The 17,348-nt window shown below is 72.2% G+C and carries 17 protein-coding genes; 10 read left to right on the top strand and 7 right to left on the bottom strand.

Annotated features, from left to right (window positions below):
• Positions 1 to 75: 75 nt before the first annotated feature.
• Positions 76 to 1,398: an MFS transporter gene (locus ACIPKM_RS14065; protein ID WP_083403314.1), complete on the bottom strand. Its 1,323-nt coding sequence runs from the start codon at positions 1,396 to 1,398 to the stop codon at positions 76 to 78.
• Between the two features lie 79 nt (positions 1,399 to 1,477).
• On the opposite strand from ACIPKM_RS14065, the gene ACIPKM_RS14070 reads away from it, so the two are divergent.
• The 3 genes from ACIPKM_RS14070 to ACIPKM_RS14080 are packed head-to-tail and all read left to right on the top strand — an operon-like array spanning position 1,478 to position 4,988.
• The gene (locus tag ACIPKM_RS14070; protein ID WP_092094011.1) at positions 1,478 to 1,849 is read left to right on the top strand and encodes an FKBP-type peptidyl-prolyl cis-trans isomerase; all 372 of its coding nucleotides are present in this window, start codon (positions 1,478 to 1,480) and stop codon (positions 1,847 to 1,849) included.
• A complete protein-coding gene (locus tag ACIPKM_RS14075; protein ID WP_402736953.1) occupies positions 1,849 to 2,685 on the top strand; it encodes an aldo/keto reductase in 837 nt (278 codons plus the stop codon). Before ACIPKM_RS14070 ends, ACIPKM_RS14075 begins: the two co-directional genes overlap by 1 nt.
• Positions 2,686 to 2,744: 59 nt before the next feature.
• Positions 2,745 to 4,988 (top strand): HelD family protein, encoded by a 2,244-nt coding sequence (locus ACIPKM_RS14080; RefSeq protein WP_402736954.1) that lies wholly within the window; start codon positions 2,745 to 2,747, stop codon positions 4,986 to 4,988.
• 153 nt (positions 4,989 to 5,141) lie between these two features.
• On the opposite strand, the gene ACIPKM_RS14085 is transcribed toward ACIPKM_RS14080, so the two are convergent.
• The 3 genes from ACIPKM_RS14085 to ACIPKM_RS14095 are packed head-to-tail and all read right to left on the bottom strand — an operon-like array spanning position 5,142 to position 7,573.
• Positions 5,142 to 5,414 (bottom strand): protealysin inhibitor emfourin, encoded by a 273-nt coding sequence (locus ACIPKM_RS14085; RefSeq protein ID WP_071295416.1) that lies wholly within the window; start codon positions 5,412 to 5,414, stop codon positions 5,142 to 5,144.
• 28 nt (positions 5,415 to 5,442) lie between these two features.
• Positions 5,443 to 6,492 carry a M4 family metallopeptidase gene (locus ACIPKM_RS14090; RefSeq protein ID WP_071295417.1) on the bottom strand — a complete coding sequence of 350 codons (1,050 nt, stop codon included), beginning with the start codon at positions 6,490 to 6,492 and terminating at the stop codon, positions 5,443 to 5,445.
• Positions 6,493 to 6,526: 34 nt separating this feature from the next.
• A complete protein-coding gene (locus ACIPKM_RS14095; RefSeq protein ID WP_083403315.1) occupies positions 6,527 to 7,573 on the bottom strand; it encodes a glycoside hydrolase family 6 protein in 1,047 nt (348 codons plus the stop codon).
• A 112-nt stretch (positions 7,574 to 7,685) separates the two neighbouring features.
• Here ACIPKM_RS14095 and ACIPKM_RS14100 point away from each other — a divergent pair, with 112 nt between their 5' ends.
• The 5 genes from ACIPKM_RS14100 (at position 7,686) to ACIPKM_RS14120 (ending at position 10,644) form a co-directional block, all read left to right on the top strand.
• Positions 7,686 to 8,132: a VanZ family protein gene (locus tag ACIPKM_RS14100; protein ID WP_175473608.1), complete on the top strand. Its 447-nt coding sequence runs from the start codon at positions 7,686 to 7,688 to the stop codon at positions 8,130 to 8,132.
• Between the two features lie 102 nt (positions 8,133 to 8,234).
• Positions 8,235 to 8,504 (top strand): 30S ribosomal protein S15, encoded by a 270-nt coding sequence (gene rpsO, locus ACIPKM_RS14105; RefSeq protein ID WP_070416523.1) that lies wholly within the window; start codon positions 8,235 to 8,237, stop codon positions 8,502 to 8,504.
• 138 nt (positions 8,505 to 8,642) lie between these two features.
• Positions 8,643 to 9,293 carry a CE1759 family FMN reductase gene (locus tag ACIPKM_RS14110; protein WP_071295418.1) on the top strand — a complete coding sequence of 217 codons (651 nt, stop codon included), beginning with the start codon at positions 8,643 to 8,645 and terminating at the stop codon, positions 9,291 to 9,293.
• A gap of 107 nt (positions 9,294 to 9,400) precedes the next feature.
• Positions 9,401 to 9,727 (top strand): hypothetical protein, encoded by a 327-nt coding sequence (locus ACIPKM_RS14115; protein ID WP_071295419.1) that lies wholly within the window; start codon positions 9,401 to 9,403, stop codon positions 9,725 to 9,727.
• A complete protein-coding gene (locus ACIPKM_RS14120) occupies positions 9,724 to 10,644 on the top strand; it encodes an FAD:protein FMN transferase (RefSeq protein ID WP_217637363.1) in 921 nt (306 codons plus the stop codon). The genes ACIPKM_RS14115 and ACIPKM_RS14120 overlap by 4 nt, the downstream gene beginning before the upstream one ends.
• Here the strand turns inward: ACIPKM_RS14120 and ACIPKM_RS14125 are convergent, their stop codons facing one another.
• A complete protein-coding gene (locus ACIPKM_RS14125) occupies positions 10,645 to 11,838 on the bottom strand; it encodes a hypothetical protein (protein WP_071295421.1) in 1,194 nt (397 codons plus the stop codon).
• 279 nt (positions 11,839 to 12,117) lie between these two features.
• On the opposite strand from ACIPKM_RS14125, the gene ACIPKM_RS14130 reads away from it, so the two are divergent.
• Entirely contained in the window at positions 12,118 to 14,391 is a 2,274-nt protein-coding gene (locus tag ACIPKM_RS14130; protein WP_071295422.1) for a polyribonucleotide nucleotidyltransferase, read from the top strand.
• A gap of 70 nt (positions 14,392 to 14,461) precedes the next feature.
• On the opposite strand, the gene ACIPKM_RS14135 is transcribed toward ACIPKM_RS14130, so the two are convergent.
• On the bottom strand, positions 14,462 to 14,989 hold the full coding sequence (locus ACIPKM_RS14135) for a YbhB/YbcL family Raf kinase inhibitor-like protein (RefSeq protein ID WP_402736955.1): 528 nt from the start codon (positions 14,987 to 14,989) through the stop codon (positions 14,462 to 14,464).
• Positions 14,990 to 15,116: 127 nt separating this feature from the next.
• Entirely contained in the window at positions 15,117 to 15,764 is a 648-nt protein-coding gene (locus tag ACIPKM_RS14140; RefSeq protein WP_071295424.1) for a TetR/AcrR family transcriptional regulator, read from the bottom strand.
• A gap of 249 nt (positions 15,765 to 16,013) precedes the next feature.
• On the opposite strand from ACIPKM_RS14140, the gene ACIPKM_RS14145 reads away from it, so the two are divergent.
• On the top strand, positions 16,014 to 17,348 hold the full coding sequence (locus tag ACIPKM_RS14145; RefSeq protein WP_070416515.1) for a pitrilysin family protein: 1,335 nt from the start codon (positions 16,014 to 16,016) through the stop codon (positions 17,346 to 17,348).

The raw sequence follows: 17,348 nt of genomic DNA on the forward strand, positions 1-17,348 counted from the left end.
GCCAGGAGGCGCGGTGGCGGCCCGCACCGCGCCTCCCGTCCGGTCGACGGTCGCTTCCGGCGGCCGCTCCGCTCGTCAGTTCGCGTGCGGGTGCCGTGCGTCGTACCGGCGGAAGGACGGCACCGCGCGGAGGAGCAGCGCGACCAGGCCGATGATCAGCACGCCGCCGATGATCGGCGGGTACGCGATGCCGGCGGCGACCACGAGCCCCGCGTAGAGGTCGCCCAGCCGCGGTCCACCGGTGACGACGACGATGAAGATGCCCTGCAGGCGTCCGCGCATGCCGTCCGGGGAGGCGGCCTGCAGGATCGTGTTCCGGAACACCGAGCTGACGTTGTCGGCACCGCCGGCCGCCGCGAGGAAGAGTGCCGCGAGGCCGAGCGCGGGCAGGATGCCGGTGCTGAACGCGTCGCCCTCGCGGCCGCCGAGCGCGTGGGCGCAGGCGATGACCACGCCGAACGCCGCGATCGCGCCACCGTAGGCGGTGATCGCCCAGCCGACCGCCTCGCCCTGGCGGCGGACGTGGCCGAGCGGACCGGAGAAGACGCTCGAGAGCAGGGCTCCGATCGCGTACGCCGCGGTGAGGGTGCCGACGGTGATCGACCCGCCGCCGATCACGAGCGCACCGATCGCGGGGAAGAGCACGCGGGGCTGCCCGAACGTCATCGCGACGATGTCGAGCACGAACGTCATGGTGATGTTCCGCGACCGTCGGAGGAACCGCGCCCCCTCGACGAGCGAGCTGAGCCCCGGACGGAGCGCGTCCCGGTCGGCGGCCATCCGCGGCAGGGTAAACACCCCGAGGAACGCGAACGTGAACAGGACCACGTCGATCGTGTACGTCGGGGCGAAGCCGACGGCCGCGATGAGCACGCCCGCGACCGCAGGACCCACCGTGACCTGGAACCCCGAGGCGATGCCGCCGAGGGCGCTCGCCGCCGGCAGCAGGTCCGTGCCCACGAGCCGGGGCACGATCGCGGAGCGGGACGCGTTGCTCACGGTCGCGGCGACGGCGTTGACCGTGGCGAGGACGTAGAGCAGGGCGACGCTGTGCAGTCCGAGCCATGCGTGCGTGGCGATCAGGGCCACGGCGGCCCAGGCGATCACGGCGGACACGAGTGCGACGGTGCGCCGGTCGAACGCGTCGGCGAGCATGCCGCCGTAGAGGCCGGCGACGATCATCGGCAGGAGCGCGATCACGCCGACGAGGGCGACCGCGAAGGTCGAACCGGTGATGTCGTAGACCTCGAGGCCGACGGCGACGGTGGTCATCTGCGTGCCGATGCCGGCGATGGCGGTGCCGAGCCAGAGCCGGGCGAACGCGGGGGAGCGGCGGAGCGGGGTGAGGTCGGCGAGGAGACGGCGTCGGCGCTCGCCGGTCGGTGTGGATGATGTCACGGTGGAACCATTCTGGGGGCTGCGGCGCCGTCCGTGGACGTGCGGGGCCATGTCCGCGCTCTCTGGTTGACTGGCGGGCATGACTGACCTGAACAGCAAGCCCGAGTTCGACGCCCCCGAGGGCCCCGCCCCCACCGAGCTCGTCATCACCGACATCGTCGAGGGCTCCGGCGACGTGGCCTCCGCCGGGTCGACCGTCAAGGTGCACTACGCCGGCGTCGAGTACGAGACCGGCGAGGAGTTCGACAGCTCGTGGAACCGCGGCGAGCCGATCGACTTCCCGCTCGCCGCCCTGGTGCGCGGCTGGCAGGAGGGCATCCCCGGCATGAAGGTCGGCGGGCGCCGCAAGCTCGTCGTCCCGCCGGAGCTCGCCTACGGCCCCGCCGGCGGCGGCCACTTCCTGTCCGGCAAGACCCTGATCTTCGTCATCGACCTGCTCGGGGTCCGCTGATGCAGGTCGGCGCACCGACCATCGAGCTGAACGACGGACACCGGTTCCCGGAGCTCGGCCTCGGCACCTACGGGCTGAACGGCGACGAGGGCGCCGCGGCCGTCGGGACGGCGATCGCGGGCGGCTACCGGCTGCTCGACACCGCGCTCAACTACGGCAACGAGGACGCCGTCGGCAGGGCCGTGCGCGAGTCGGAGGTGGCGCGCGAGGACCTCGTCGTCACGTCGAAGCTCCCCGGCCGTCACCACGGCTACGACGAGGCGCACCGCTCGATCGACGAGACCCTCGGCAACCTGGGCCTCGACTCGGTCGACCTGTACCTGATCCACTGGCCGAACCCGTCGGTGGACAAGTTCGTCGACACCTGGAAGGCCTTCGTCGACCTCCGCGACAGCGGCAAGGTCCGCTCGATCGGCGTCTCGAACTTCACCCCGGAGCACCTGCGTCGCATCGTGGACGCCACGGGTGTCGCCCCGGCCGTGAACCAGGTCGAGCTGCACCCGTACTTCCCGCAGGGCGAACTGCGGAAGGTGCACCAGGAGCTCGGCATCGTGACCGAGAGCTGGAGCCCCCTCGCGAAGCGGTCGGAACTCCTCACGGAGCAGCCGATCGTCGACGCCGCCGCCGCGCACGGGATCACCCCCGGGCAGGTCGTGCTCCGCTGGCACGTCCAGATCGGTGCCGTCCCGGTGCCGAAGTCCGGCGACGCGGCCCGGCAGCGCGAGAACCTCGACGTCTTCGGCTTCGAGCTGACCGACGCCGAGATGGCGGCGATCTCCGGCCTCGAGCGCGGGCGCCTCTGGGACGGCGACCCGGACACGCACGAAGAGATGTAGGAAGCCTCACTTCGGGATGGGGGGACTACACTGGGTTCCCCTGTCCCGAAGGGTTGTGTGTGTCAGAACCGACCGAGATCGACCGCGAGCGCGGCTACGTGGACGGCCTGTTCGGCCGTCTCGACGAGCTGACCGCCGAGGCCGAGCAGCGTCTCGCCGAAACCCGCCGTCAAGCGGTCGGCGGGAACCACCAGAGCCGGAGTGAACGCGACGCGTACGCCCGGCTCTACGAGGACACCATCGCGACGCTCGAGCGCGTGGGCGACCGCCTGGTCTTCGGGCGGCTCGAGGTGTCCGAGCCGGACAGCGACGAGGACTCGTTCCGTTACATCGGCCGTGTCGGCCTGCGGGACCGCGACCACCGACCGCTCCTGCTCGACTGGCGCGTCCCCGGTGCCAGCGCCTTCTACCAGGCGACCGCCGCGCACCCGATGGGCATGCGCGCCCGCCGGCACCTGACCCTCGACGGCCGGAGCGTCGTCGGCATCGAGGACGAGGTCTTCGACGCCACGCTCTACGACGACGAGCGCACGCACCTGCAGGGCGAGGGCGCGCTCCTCGCCGCGGTCACCGCCGAGCGCACCGGCCGGATGACCGACATCGTCGCGACGATCCAGGGCGAGCAGGACCGGATCATCCGCTCCCCGCTCGAGGGCGTGCTCATCGTCCAGGGCGGCCCCGGTACGGGCAAGACCGCCGTGGCCCTGCACCGTGCGGCGTACCTGCTGTACTCGTACCGCGAGCGGCTCCGGGGGTCCGGCGTGCTCATGGTCGGCCCGTCGCCGGCGTTCCTGACCTACATCGAGCAGGTGCTCCCGTCGCTCGGCGAGACCGGCGTGGTGATGGCCTCGCTCGGCTCGCTCTACCCGGGCGTGCACGCGACGAAGCACGACCAGCGCGACGTCGCCGCGGTGAAGGGCTCGGCCGAGATGGCGCAGCTGCTCCGTCGCGCGGTGCGGTCCCGCCAGGTCGTCCCGACCGAGTCGGTCACGCTCGACGTCGAGGGGGAGCGGCTCGTCGTGCCGCCCGAGCTCGTCGCCGACGCAATGAAGCGTGCGCAGGACCGCGGGAAGCCCCACAACGCCGCCCGCGTCACCTTCAACAAGACCGCGCTCGACGCCATGACGCGGTTGCTCGCCGAGCAGCTCCGCCAGCGCGGGACCACCGTCGACGAGGCGGACGAGAAGGTCCTGCGCGAAGACATCCGGTCGTCGTACGACGCCCGCGTGCTCCTCAACACCGCGTGGCTGCCGCTGCCGCCGGAGAAGCTCCTCGAGGACCTGTACGCCCGGCCGAACTGGCTCGCTTCGCTCACCCCGCACTGGACCCCGGAGCGCCGGGCCCTGCTGCTGCGTGAGCGGGGAGCCGCGTTCACGGTCGAGGACGTCCCGCTCCTCGACGAGGCCGCGGAGCTCCTCGGCCCGTTCGACCCCACCGGCGGGGCGGCCAAGCGTGCGGCGAAGGCCAGCCGCAACCGCGACATCGAGAACGCCCGCCAGGCCATCGAGAACATGGGCGTCGAGGGCATCGTCACCGCCGAGCAGGTCGCCGGCTCCTTCGCCGAGGGCGGCGACCCCCGCTCCACCGCCGAGCGCGCCGCCGAGGACCGCGAGTGGACCTACGGCCACATCGTCGTCGACGAGGCGCAGGAGCTCTCCCCGATGCAGTGGCGGGTGCTCGCCCGCCGGAACCCGCTCCGCTCGTTCACGATCGTGGGGGACATGGCGCAGGGGTCCTCGCCCGGGGCCGCCCGCACGTGGGACGACGTCGTCGGCGCCCTCGCCCGCCGTCGTCGGGGCCGCGCGCCCCAGGTGCCGATCGAGCACCGCGTCGAGGAACTCACGGTGAACTACCGCACGCCGCGCTCGATCGTCGAGGCCGCAGGGGCCTTCGCGGACGCCGCCGGCCTCGCGGTGACCCGGACCGAGGCCGTGCGCGACGGCGACCCCGTGGTGCGCGTCTCGTCCAGCCGTGCCGAGGTGCTCGACACGGTCGCCGCGATCGTCGGCAGCGAGCGGGAGCACATCGGCGCCGGCACGATCGGCGTCATCGTGCCCGAGGCCGACGTGGACGCGGTCCGCGAGCGGTTGGCCCGGACCGAGGTGGACGTCCGGTCGCTCGGGTCGCCCCGGCCGGGGTCCGTCACGGTGCTCACGGGCGCCGATGCGAAGGGGCTCGAGTTCGACGGGGTGCTGCTGGTCGACCCGGAGCGGGTCGGTGCGGACGCGGCGCGCGCGGCTGCCGCCGTGTACGTCGCCATGACGCGCCCGACGCGCCGCCTGACCGTCGTCGACGTCGCCTGAGCGCCGCGCGCGTCACTTCCTGAGCGCGGCGCGTCACTTCGTGAACAGGAATGGTCGGGTGCGCGTCGGCGACCCGACCGTTTCTGCTCACGAAGCGAACGCGCGAGCGCACGAAGCGATGCGCGGGCGCACGGGAGGCGCGGCGCACGTCCGTCAGGTCGGGGTGCCCTCGGCCCGCACGCGCGTCACCAGTGCCGCCCACGGGCCGTCGAGGCGGGTGCCGGGGATCGTGACCGTCGTCCGTTCGACGGTGATCGTCCACGTGAAGTCGTCGCGGACGCCCGGCGCAGGGGCACTCGGGGCGTCGCGGGGCAGGGCACCGACGAGCGCCGACCACGCGCCCGGGTCGTCGCAGGCATCGGTGTCGACGCGCCAACCCCTGGTGGTGCCGGCGATGCCCCCACTGCGGCGGACGTCGATGTGCATGCCCCCGACGGTACGCCGGCAGCCCGGCTCAGTCGAGCACGCCGACCGTGCGCCAGGCGTCCTGCACCGCGGTGTGCTGCGCCGACCCGTCCCCGAAGCGCGTGCGTGCGGCGTCGACGGTGACGGTGGCGAACCCGGCGAAGTCGATCGAGGCGGTGACGGCGTCGGACGTGAGGGCGTCCCACCAGACGGCTCCGGCGCCTTCCCACGCGTTGCCGCCGATCGCCGTGGCGGCCAGGTAGAAGGCGTGGTTCGGGATGCCGGAGTTCGTGTGCACGCCGCCGGAGTCCTCGGTGGTGTCGACGTACCCGGCCATCGTCGCGGGCTGCGGGTCCTTCCCGAGCACCGGGTCGTCGTAGGCGGTGCCCGGAGCCCGCATCGACCGCAGCGCGACGCCGTGCACGGCCGGGGTGAAGAGCCCCTCGCCGATGAGCCACGACGCCTGGTCAGCGCTCTGGCGTCGGGCGTACTGGGCGACGAGCGAGCCGAAGACGTCGCTGATCGACTCGTTCAGCGCCCCGGACTGCCCCTCGTACGTGAGGTCGGCGGTGTACTGGGTCACGCCGTGCGCGAGTTCGTGGCCGATGACGTCGACCGCGATCGTGAAGCGGTTGAAGACCTCGCCGTCGCCGTCGCCGAACACCATCCGGCTGCCGTCCCAGTAGGCGTTGTCGTAGTCCTGCCCGTAGTGCACCGTGGCGTCGAGGGGGAGGCCTGCGCCGTCGATCGACACCCGGCCGAACACCTCGAGCCAGAAGGCGTGGGTGTCGCCGAGGCCCGTGTACGCCTCGTCCACCGCGGGGTCGCCGGAGTCCGGGTCGCCCTCGCGCCGGACCGGGGTGCCCGGGAGCGTGGTGCTGCCGTGCGCGTCGGAGATGGTCCGCTGCGGCGACCGGTCGACCGTGCCGCTCACGCCCTGCGGACGGACCCGGTGCTCGTGCTTCGGACGCTGGACGGTGTCGAGCGACGCCAGCGCCGTCCGTGCCGCCGAGGCCGCGCGTGGGAAGCCCCGGGCATCGGCGACGGCGCGGAGCAGGTAGGGCGGGACGACGGATCGGATGCGGTCGGTCGGGGTCATGGCGTCATGCAACCACCGGGCACCGACACCGCGGTCAGTCCTGCTTGCGGTTCTCCACGAGCCCGAGGGCGTACGACTCCCACCACTGTCCGGCGGCCGGCCCGCCGTTGCAGGTGCCGTCGCTCAGTCCCGGCGTCTTCACCCACAGCAGCGCGTCGAGCCGGGTGGAGCCGCGGGTGACGTGCGGGGCCTGGCCGAGGCCGGCGCCGTCCGGGTTGCACCACGTGCCGCGCCAGCCCTGACCGTTGCGCGAGACGTCGATGACGAAGTGCGGGTCGCCGCCGATCGCGTCCGCGAGCCGATCGGCGTAGGCGCGTTCCTGGTCGACCCGGTAGAAGTTCGAGACGTTCGTGAAGAAGCCCTGCACCCGGTCGACCCCGGCCTCGCGCAGCCACTTCGCCATCGTCGCCGTCGGCACGCGGTTCTCGTTCCCGCCGTCGAGGTACACGGTGAGGCCGTGGCCGCTGAGCTCGTCGACGGCCTTGCGGATCAGGGGCAGGCGGTCCTGCTCGAGGCGCTTGCACACCTGGATCTGGGCGATGGCGTCCGGCTCGACGAGCACGACGGCCCGGGAACCCGCCATGGCCCGCACCGCCGACCGGACCCACGGCAGGTACTCGTCCGCGGCGGTCCCGCCCTTGGAGTAGCTGCCGCAGTCGCGGTCCGGGACGTTGTAGAGGACGAACACCGGTGTCTTCCGCTGCCGCTCGGCGCTGCGGACGACGTCCCGGATGGTCTGACGCGTCTCGGACACCGAGGTGTTCGTCAGCCAGGTGGCGATCGGCTCGTCCGCGATGACGGCGATCTTCCGGGCCGTGGTGTCGTCGCCGTCGGCACGGGCCTCGGACTCCCGCTTGCCGGGTTGGTTCTCGGCCTCGGGCTGCTCCGCGAGGCCGCCGGGGAACGCCTCGGACGCCGTCTTCCGCTCGGCGACCTGCCTGCCGGTGGGCTCGGTGCCGCGGGGGAGCACCAGCACGAGCGTCACGACGAGCGCGGCGACGACGACCGCGGCGAGCCCGATCCACGTCCACTGACGACGGCCGGGGCTGCGGCGTGCACGGGTTCCCTCGAGACTCGGCATGCGCCCATGCTCGCAGGTGCGACCCCGGCGTGCCCAGGCCCGGCCCGTCCCGCCGGGCGTTCACCCAGCGTCGCCGCCGCTTCTTGCCAGGACCGTGTCCCAGACTGGCCGGATGTTCCGGAAGCTCCTCCTCCTCGCCCTGACCGCGGCGTACGCCTGGGTGATCTGGCGGATGACGCTGACCCCGCAGGTCTTCTCGGCGGCGCAGAACTCCCTCGTCCTGCACGCGATCGCCTGGGTGCAGCAGCTCCCGCACGGCACGTGGTTCAGCTACGACCGCGTGGAGTTCCTCGCCAACATCGCGATGTTCGTGCCCGTGGGGATGCTCGCCGCGCTGTGGCTCCCGCGCCGGTGGTGGATCCTCGGTGCGGTCGTCGCGGTCGTGCTCTCCACCGGCATCGAGTTCGCGCAGGCGACCTACCTGCCCTACCGCGTGGCCGATCCGCGCGACGTCCTGTCGAACGGCCTCGGCGGTCTGCTCGGCGCGACGCTCGTCGGCCTCGTCCGCAGTCTCTTGCCGGCACCGCGTCGGCGTCGGCTGCGCGCCAGGACCGTCTAGCGATCTGGTAGTCTTGCGCGGTTGCCGTCGAACGGCCGCGGACAAAGAGCGCTCGTGCATCAGGCACGGGCACCGCGCAACGGACTGAAAGGGGATCTACGCATGGCACTTGACGCGAAGGTCAAGCAGGAGATCATCGAAGAGTACGCGACCCACCCGGGCGACACCGGTTCCCCCGAGGTCCAGGTCGCCGTTCTGACGCGTCGTATCAACGACCTGAACGAGCACCTCAAGGAGCACAAGCACGACCACCACTCGCGTCGTGGTCTGCTGCTCATGGTCGGTCAGCGTCGCCGTCTCCTCGGTTACCTCTCCGACGTCGACATCGCCCGCTACCGTGCGCTCATCGAGCGTCTCGGCCTGCGTCGCTAGTCGACCGACCCACGGCTTGACCGAACGCCCCGGCCCTCACACGAGGACCGGGGCGTTCTCCGTTCCCCGGGAATGGTTGCGGGGAACGTGCGGTTGGGTACGATGTTCATGCAAACGCATCGAAAGTCGGGACTCACCATGACCACCATCGCCGTCGTCTCCGCCGGGCTCTCCGAGCCCAGCTCCACCCGCCTGCTCGCCGACCGCCTGGGCGAGGCCACGATCGCGGCGCTCGCTGCACCGAGCCCGTCCGGCCTGCCAGGAGGCGCGGCGCACGTCCTGCACGTCGACCTGCGTCCGCTGGCGCACGAGATCACCGACGCGATGCTCACCGGGTTCGCCGCACCGGCGCTGTCCGCCGCGATGGCGACGGTCGTCGAGGCCGACGCCCTGGTGTTCGTCACGCCGATCTTCACCGCCGGCGTGAGCGGTCTGGCGAAGTCGTTCCTCGACGTGCTCGACAAGGACTCGCTCGCCGACATGCCGGTCCTGCTCGGAGCCACCGGCGGCACCGCACGGCACTCGCTCGCGATCGAGCACGCGCTGCGTCCGGTGTTCGCGTACCTCCGCGCCGCGGTCGTCCCCACCGGTGTGTTCGCCGCCACCGACGACTGGGGGAGCGAGGGCGACTCGGCCGCACTGGACGGTCGCATCCGCCGGGCCGGGGAAGACCTTGCCTGGGCGATCCGCGCCTCCCGTCGGACCCCGCAGGAAGCCGACGCGCTCCCCGAGACGGCGGACTTCGCGTCCCTGCTCGGTGGGCTCGGCCACTCGGCCGTGCGCTCTTAGGCCGGCCACAGGGGTCGTCGGGCGGGGGTGCAGCCTCCGCCCGGCCCGCTCACCGGTGGGCTCGGGAACCTCGTCGTGACGACGGATCGCGACGACGAGGAGGACCGATGGACACCAGGGGCAACGGCCGGCGACCCGGCTGGACGACGAGTGCGCTCGTCAGCGTGGGCGGGCTCGTGGTCGCGGCGCTGACCGGGGCCGGGGTGTGGTTCGGGCACGAGCAGGCCACGACGGGCTCGGCCGACTCGTCGACGAGTGACGCCGGGACCTCGTCCGACGCCGGGACCTCGTCCGACGCCGGGACCGCGACCGACTCCGGGACCTCGTCCGACACCGGGAGCTCGACCGACGCCGGGATCTCGACCGACCAGGGCGTGAGCCAGGGCACGACCGGTGGCTCCGGCGCCTCCGACGCGACCACGACGGGATCGTGACCGTGCGTGCCGCAGCCGAGTGGGACCTCTGGACCACCACCGCCCGCGTCGTCCTCGACCGCCGTGACCGCCGCCACCTCGCCGCCGCACGGGCGTGCGTCGTCGAGGTCACCGCCGCCGTCGACGCGGCGTGCAGCCGCTTCCGCAGCGACTCCGAGCTCGTCGCCCGCGCAGCCGACCTGGTGCGCGGCGCCGAGGTCTCCCCGCTCCTCGCCGCACTCGTGCACCAGGCGCTCGACGCCGCACGTGCTTCCGACGGCGACGTCGACCCGACCCTCGGCGCCCGCATGGCGTCGCTGGGCTACGACGCCGCGTTCGCCGACGCCCCACCCGTGCCGACGCCCGAGGCCGTGGCCCGAGCGCTCGACGGTCGCCCGGCGTGGCAGCGGGTCCTGCTGTCCGGCACCTTCCTGCGCGTGCCCGAGGGCGTCACGCTCGACCTCGGTGCCACCGCCAAGGCCGCCGCTGCCGACATGGCCGCGGCGAGCATCACCGCCCGCCTCGGCATCGGCGCGCTCGTCTCGCTCGGCGGGGACGTCGCGACCGCCGGGCCCGACCCGTCCGGCGGCTGGCAGGTCCGGGTGCAGGACCTCGACGACGACCCCGCCGGCCACGTGCGGATCGCCTCCGGCTGGTCCGTCGCGACCTCGAGTACCCGGAAGCGGCGGTGGGAGCAGGACGGCCACGCCCGGCACCACATCCTCGACCCGCGGTGGGGGCTGCCGGCCGAACCGGTCTGGCGTTCGGTGACCGTCGTCGCCCCGTCGTGCGTCACCGCGAACACGATGACGACCGCGGCGGTCGTCCGTGGACACGGTGCCACCGAGATGCTCCGGCGGAGCGGTCGCGCGGCACGCCTGGTCGCTGCGGACGGCGCCGTCGTCCGGATCGGGGGCTGGCCCGCCGACGACGGCTGATCAGTACCAGTGCGGGTCGACGCTCATCTCGTGGTTCCACGCCCCGCACGGCGAGCCGTAGGCGTCGTGGATGTAGGCGAGGCCCCAGTTGATCTGGGTCGCCGCGTTCGTCCGCCAGTCCGCGCCGGCGACGGACATCTTCTCCGCCGGGAGCGACTGGGGGATGCCGTACGCACCGCTCGAGACGTTCAGGGCGTTCGCACGCCAGCCGGACTCCTGCGTCCACAGGGACACCAGGCACGAGAACTGGTCCGACCCCCACCCGTACGACCCGATGGCGCTGCGGGCGTACGCCTGGGCACCCGCCGGGTCGACCACGACGCCGCCCGTGCTCGGGTAGGACGAACCGCCGCCGCTCGTCGACGGGACGGCGGGGCTCGGTGCCGCGTCGGCTGCTGCTGCCGCGGCCGCCTCCTCGCGCTTCCGCTGCTGTTCGGCCTTCTGCGCCGCGACCTGCACGCCGAGCTGGTAGCGCTGCTCGGTCTTCGCGGTGGTGTCCTTGAGCGACGCCAGCTGGGCGTACAGCTCGTCGCTGTGCTGCTGCGTGTCGTCGACCGCGGCGTCGGCGGCGGCCTCGGCGTCCTTCGCCGCGCTCGCCTTCGTCTCGGCGGCGTCGGCCAGGTCGGCGCGTTCGTCCTCGGCACGGGTGGCCTGGTCGTGCAGCGAGGACGCGGTCCTCGCGGCGACCGAAGCGTCGTCCATCACGCCGGCCCACGTCGACGACAGCTGGTCGAGCGCGCCGAGCTGGTACAGCAGCTGGGAGGGGTCCTTCGCCGTCGCGATGCGCGTGGTCATCTGGCTCGAGCTGCCGTCGCGGTAGAGGTTCGCGGCGAGCTGGCCGGCGCGCTGTTGGGCGCGGTCCGCGGTCTTCGCCGCCTGGTCCGCCTGGGTCTGGAGGCTCGTGGCGGCCTGGGTGGCCGACGCCAGTGCCGACTCGGCCGCGTCCGCACGCTGGGACGCCACGAGCGCGGCCTGCGACTTCACGGCTGCGGCCTGCTGGGCGGACTCCAGTGCCGCCTGGACCCTGGCGACCTCGGCCTTCTTGGTCTGCTCGTTGCCCTTCGCGTGCTCGACGTCCTGCCAGCTCGGGTACTCCGTCGCGTTCGCCGGGACAGCGGTGACGACGGGGGCGACGAGCGCGCCGACGACCACTGCGGCCGCGACGAACCAGCCCCGGGAGGGGGTGAGGCGCATGGCAGCAGGCTAGCGAGGACACTCCGGTTCGCCGTGAGCCTCGCCGCCGAATCCCTGAGGACTGGTAAAGTCCATCACGTCCAGGGACCGTTTCCCCGGGCGTTACGACAAACACTGCGCAGGCCGGGCACGGAGCTGGTCATCGGTGGTGGCTCGCGGGCCGGACGGTTTCCCGAGTGCTTCTACTGCTGGCCAGACATGCGTCCCGATCCCTTCGGCGCGCACGCACCATCGGGTGCCGTGGCCCCAGCCTGCCGAACACATCAAGGAGGCACCCTTTTGGAGGGTCCCGAGATCAAGTTCGCCGAGGCCGTTCTCGACAACGGCAAGTACGGCAAGCGCACCGTCCGGTTCGAGACCGGTCGGCTCGCACAGCAGGCGCAGGGCGCGGTCGCCGCGTACCTCGACGAGGACACCATGCTCCTCTCGGCCACCAGCGCCGGCAAGCACCCGCGTGAAGGGTTCGACTTCTTCCCGCTGACCGTCGACGTCGAGGAGCGCTCGTACGCCGCCGGCAAGATCCCCGGTTCGTTCTTCCGTCGTGAAGGCCGTCCCAGCACCGAGGCGATCCTCGTCTGCCGCCTCATCGACCGGCCGCTGCGCCCGTCGTTCGTCGACGGCCTCCGCAACGAGGTCCAGATCGTCATCACCGTCCTGAGCATCGCTCCGGACGAGTTCTACGACGCGCTCGCGATCAACGCGGCGTCCGCGTCGACGCAGATCTCCGGTCTGCCGTTCTCCGGCCCGATCGCCGGTGTGCGCCTCGCGCTCATCGGTGACCAGTGGGTCGCGTTCCCGAAGGCGTCGCAGCTCGCCGAGGCCGTCTTCGACCTCACCGTCGCGGGCCGTGTCGTCACGGACGAGGCCGGCAACGAGGACGTCGCCATCATGATGGTCGAGGCCGAGGCCACCGAGCACAGCTGGGACCTCATCCAGGGCGGCGCGACCAAGCCCGACGAGGCCGTCGTCGCGCAGGGGCTCGAGGCGGCGAAGCCGTTCCTCAAGCAGCTCGTCGAGGCGCAGGCGAAGATGGCCGCCCAGTCGGCCAAGGAGATCCAGGACTACCCGGTCTTCCCGCCGTACGCCCCCGAAGTCTACGACGCGGTCGAGGCCATCGCGCTGTCCGAGCTCGGCGACGTCTACAAGATCGCCGGCAAGCTCGAGCGTCAGGACGCCGACGACGCCCTGAAAGCCCGCGTCAAGGAGGCCATCGCCGCCAAGGTGACGGCCGGCGAGCTCCCCGAGAGCGCCAACGGCCAGGTCAGCGGTGCCTACAAGTCGGTCACGAAGAAGGTCGTCCGCGGCCGGATCCTGACCGAGCAGGTCCGCATGGACGGTCGCGGCCTCGCCGACATCCGTCCGCTCGACGCCGAGGTCGCCGTGATCCCGCGCGTCCACGGTTCGGCGATCTTCCAGCGCGGCGAGACCCAGATCCTGGGCGTCACCACGCTGAACATGCTCAAGATGGAGCAGCAGATCGACTCGCTGTCGCCCGTCACGAAGAAGCGCTACCTGCACCACTACAACTTCCCGCCGTACTCGACGGGTGAGACCGGTCGTGTCGGTTCGCCGAAGCGTCGCGAGATCGGGCACGGCTTCCTCGCCGAGCGCGCCCTCGTGCCGGTGCTGCCGTCGCGCGAGGAGTTCCCCTACGCCATCCGTCAGGTGTCCGAGGCCCTCGGCTCCAACGGTTCGACGTCGATGGGTTCCGTCTGCGCCTCGACCCTGTCGCTCCTCAACGCCGGTGTGCCCCTCAAGGCCCCGGTCGCGGGCATCGCGATGGGCCTCGTCTCCGACACCGTCGACGGCCAGACTCGCTACGCGGCGCTGACCGACATCCTCGGTGCCGAAGACGCGCTCGGCGACATGGACTTCAAGGTCGCTGGCACCTCGGACTTCGTCACGGCCATCCAGCTGGACACGAAGCTCGACGGCATCCCCTCGTCCGTCCTCGACGCCGCGCTCAAGCAGGCCAAGGAGGCCCGCTCGGCCATCCTCGGCGTGCTGAACGAGGCGATCGACGCCCCCGACGAGATGGCGGACACCGCTCCTCGTGTCATCTCGGTGCAGATCCCCGTCGACAAGATCGGCGAGCTGATCGGCCCGAAGGGCAAGACGATCAACGGCATCCAGGACGAGACCGGCGCCGACATCTCGATCGAGGACGACGGCACCGTGTACATCGGCGCCGTCGACGGTCCGTCGGCCGAGGCCGCTCGCGCCCAGGTCAACGCGATCGCGAACCCGACGAACCCGGAGATCGGGGACCAGTTCCTCGGCACGGTCGTCAAGATCGCCACGTTCGGTGCGTTCGTGTCGCTGCTCCCGGGCCGCGACGGTCTGCTCCACGTCTCCGAGGTGCGCAAGCTCGCCGGCGGCAAGCGTGTGGAGAACGTCGAGGACGTCCTCGGCGTCGGCCAGAAGATCCTGGTCGAGGTCACCAAGGTGGACGACCGCGGCAAGCTGTCGCTCGCGCCGGTCGTCGCCGACGAGGTGGACACCGAGGGCGGCAAGGGACACGAGTCCCACGCCGAGGCCCCGGCCGAGGGCTGATCCCTCCCGCGTCCTGACGCACGAACGGCCGCCGTCCCTTCCGGGGCGGCGGCCGTTCGCCGTTGCGGGACTACGCGGCGGGGGTCTCCTGGGTGCCGACGAGCTGCGCGCGGCCGAGCAGGTGCTCGCGGAGCACGAAGCCGACCACCGCGGGCGTCGCGTCCGCGGGCGCCTCGAGGACGGGCACGTCGAGCGCGCTCAGCGTGAAGAAGTACCGGTGCGGCCCGTGCCCGGCGGGCGGTGCCGCGCCGAGGTACGTGTCCGTCCCGAACTCGTTGCGGCGGCGCATCGCCTCGGCGGGGAGCAGCGCGTCGTCGGTGCCGGCACCGGCCGGCAGCGAGGTCGCCGACGCCGGGATGTCCGTGAGGCTCCAGTGCCAGAACCCGGACCCCGTCGGGGCATCGGGGTCGTACACCGTGAGCACGAAGCTCTGCGTGCCCTCCGGAGCGCCGGACCACTCGAGCGCGGGGGAGCGGTCCTCGCCGCCGGCGTCGGTGCCGCGGGCGGACGTCGGGAGCACGCCGCCGTCGGTGAAGTCGGGGCTGGTCAGGGTGAAGGACGGGACCTCGGGGAGGTTCCAGTTGGGGTCGTTGGCCATGTCCCCAGCCAACACCCGCGTGCTCGGATGTCGCTCGGTGCCCACCGGCGGACGGGAGGCGCGGTGCGGGGCCGACCCGTGCCTCCAGGCCGACAGACGGTCGCGTTCGTCGACGCGACGTGCGTCGTCAGGCGGCGAGCACGCGCTCGACGACGCGGCCGAGGGCCGCCGTCGCCGCGATCGCGTCACCGGCGTACGCGCCGGACATGGCGCCGTCGCGTGCGAGCATGAGCTCGTCCGCACCGTCGCCCGGCAGGGTGTGGCCGGACTCCTGCAGCAGGTCGGCCAGTCGCTCGGTGTACCAGTCGCGGTGCATCGCGACGACCTCGCGCACGGGGTCGCGCGGGTCGTGGTACTCGGCGGCGGCGTTGAGGAACGCGCAGCCGCGGAAGTCGGGGTCGTTGACCTCGTCGGCGAGGGCCGTGACCCAGGCCCGGACGGCTGCCTCGGGCGAGCCGGCGTCGGCGATGAGCTGTTCCATCCGCTGCTGCACGCGCTCGTGCTGCGTCCGGATGTAGGCCAGGATCAGGTTGTCCTTCGACCCGTAGTGCTTGTAGAACGTCGCCTTCGTGACGCTCGCCTCGGAGATGAGACGGTCGACGCCGACGCCGTGGATGCCCTCTTCGTAGAAGAGCCGCGTGGCGGTCTCGAGGATCCGGACCTTCGCGCCGCCGGAACGGGGAGCCGGGGGGACGCTCGACCCGTCCGGCGACGCGAGGTTCGTGCTCGGGCCAGGGAGACGCTGGACGGTCGGTTGGGGGGAATCGACCGTCACAGCGTGGCTCTCCTTGGGCTCATCGGCTCCGCGGCGGAGCGGGGGGACTCGTGCCGCGCGAGGACTGATGTCCCGAGCCACCGGATCGGAATATAGGGGGGCTTCCGATCCGGTACGAGAACTGTACCACAAGGAGGACAGACAGACGAGTCTTTCTATCCTCCATATCTGTACCCCACTTCGAGTGACATCGTGAGCGGCTGTGGAAACTGGGCGGCGGGCGCTCCCGGGTCAGTAGGCTCGTCTGCGATGAACCACCCAGTGCCGTTGCCGCTCGAGGCCCCGGACACGTCGTTCCTGACGTCCGGGGGCGCCTTCGTCCGCCGAACCGTCCTCCCGTCCGGCGTGCGGGTCCTGACCGAGGCCATGCCCGGTGCGAGTTCGACGAGCCTCGGCTTCTGGGTCGGGGTCGGCTCCCGCGACGAACGCGACGGCCAGTACGGCTCGACGCACTTCCTCGAACACCTGTTGTTCAAGGGCACCCGGACCCGGTCGGCCCTCGACATCGCGATCTCGTTCGACTCCGTCGGTGGCGAGCACAACGCCGCCACCGCCAAGGAGTACACGTGCTACTACGCACGGGTCCGTGACGCCGACGTCCCGATGGCCGTCTCGGTCATCGGGGACATGGTCACCGGCTCCGTCCTCGACGACGCGGCGTTCGACATCGAGCGCGGGGTCATCCTCGAAGAGCTGGCGATGGCGGCGGACGACCCGGCCGACGTCGCCGGCGAGGCGTTCTTCGCCGCGGCCTTCGACGGGCACGCCCTCGGCCGGCCGATCGGCGGCACGCCGGAGAGCATCCGCGCCGTGCAGCGGGACGAGGTCCTCGCCCACTACCGCGAGCACTACGCGCCGAACGGCATCGTCGTCACCGCTGCCGGGGCGATCGACCACGACCGCTTCTGCGAGCTCGTCGAGGCCGTGTTCCAGGGCGCCCCGAACGCTGCTCCGCTGGCACGGCGGACCCCGCAGCCGGTGGCGGACCCGGCGATCCCCAAGCTCTCGGTCGTGCACCGTCCGACCGAACAGGTCTCGATGCTCCGCGGGTCGCAGGGCCTCGACCTCCGCGACGAACGGCGGCCGGTCCTCAGCGTGCTCAACGCCGTGCTCGGCGGTGGCATGAGCTCCCGACTCTTCCAAGAGGTGCGCGAGCGCCGCGGACTCGCCTACGCGGTGAGCTCCTTCGCGCCCGCCTACCTCGACAACGGTGCCTTCGGCGTCTACGCCGGGTGCGCCCCCGACAACGTCGCCGGGGTCGTCGAGATCGTCGACGCGGAGTTCCGCCGGATGGTCGACGACGGCATCACCAGCGACGAGCTCCGGCGCGCGAAGGGGCAGATCGAGGGGGCGCTCACGCTCTCGCTCGAGGACTCCGACGCCCGGATGACCCGACTCGGCCGGTCCGAGCTCGGCACGGGGGAGTTCACCGACCTGGCCACCGCCCTCGAGCGCGTGGACCGGGTCACCACCGACGACGTCCTCGACCTGGCCCGCGACCTCCTGACCCGGCCCACGATCACCTCGGTGGTCGGTGCGGTGCAGCAGGACGAGCTCGCGGCCGCGATCGGGATCGGCGGTTGA

Source organism: Curtobacterium sp. NPDC086286, assembly GCF_044746255.1.
In the GTDB taxonomy this organism is placed as follows: domain Bacteria; phylum Actinomycetota; class Actinomycetes; order Actinomycetales; family Microbacteriaceae; genus Curtobacterium.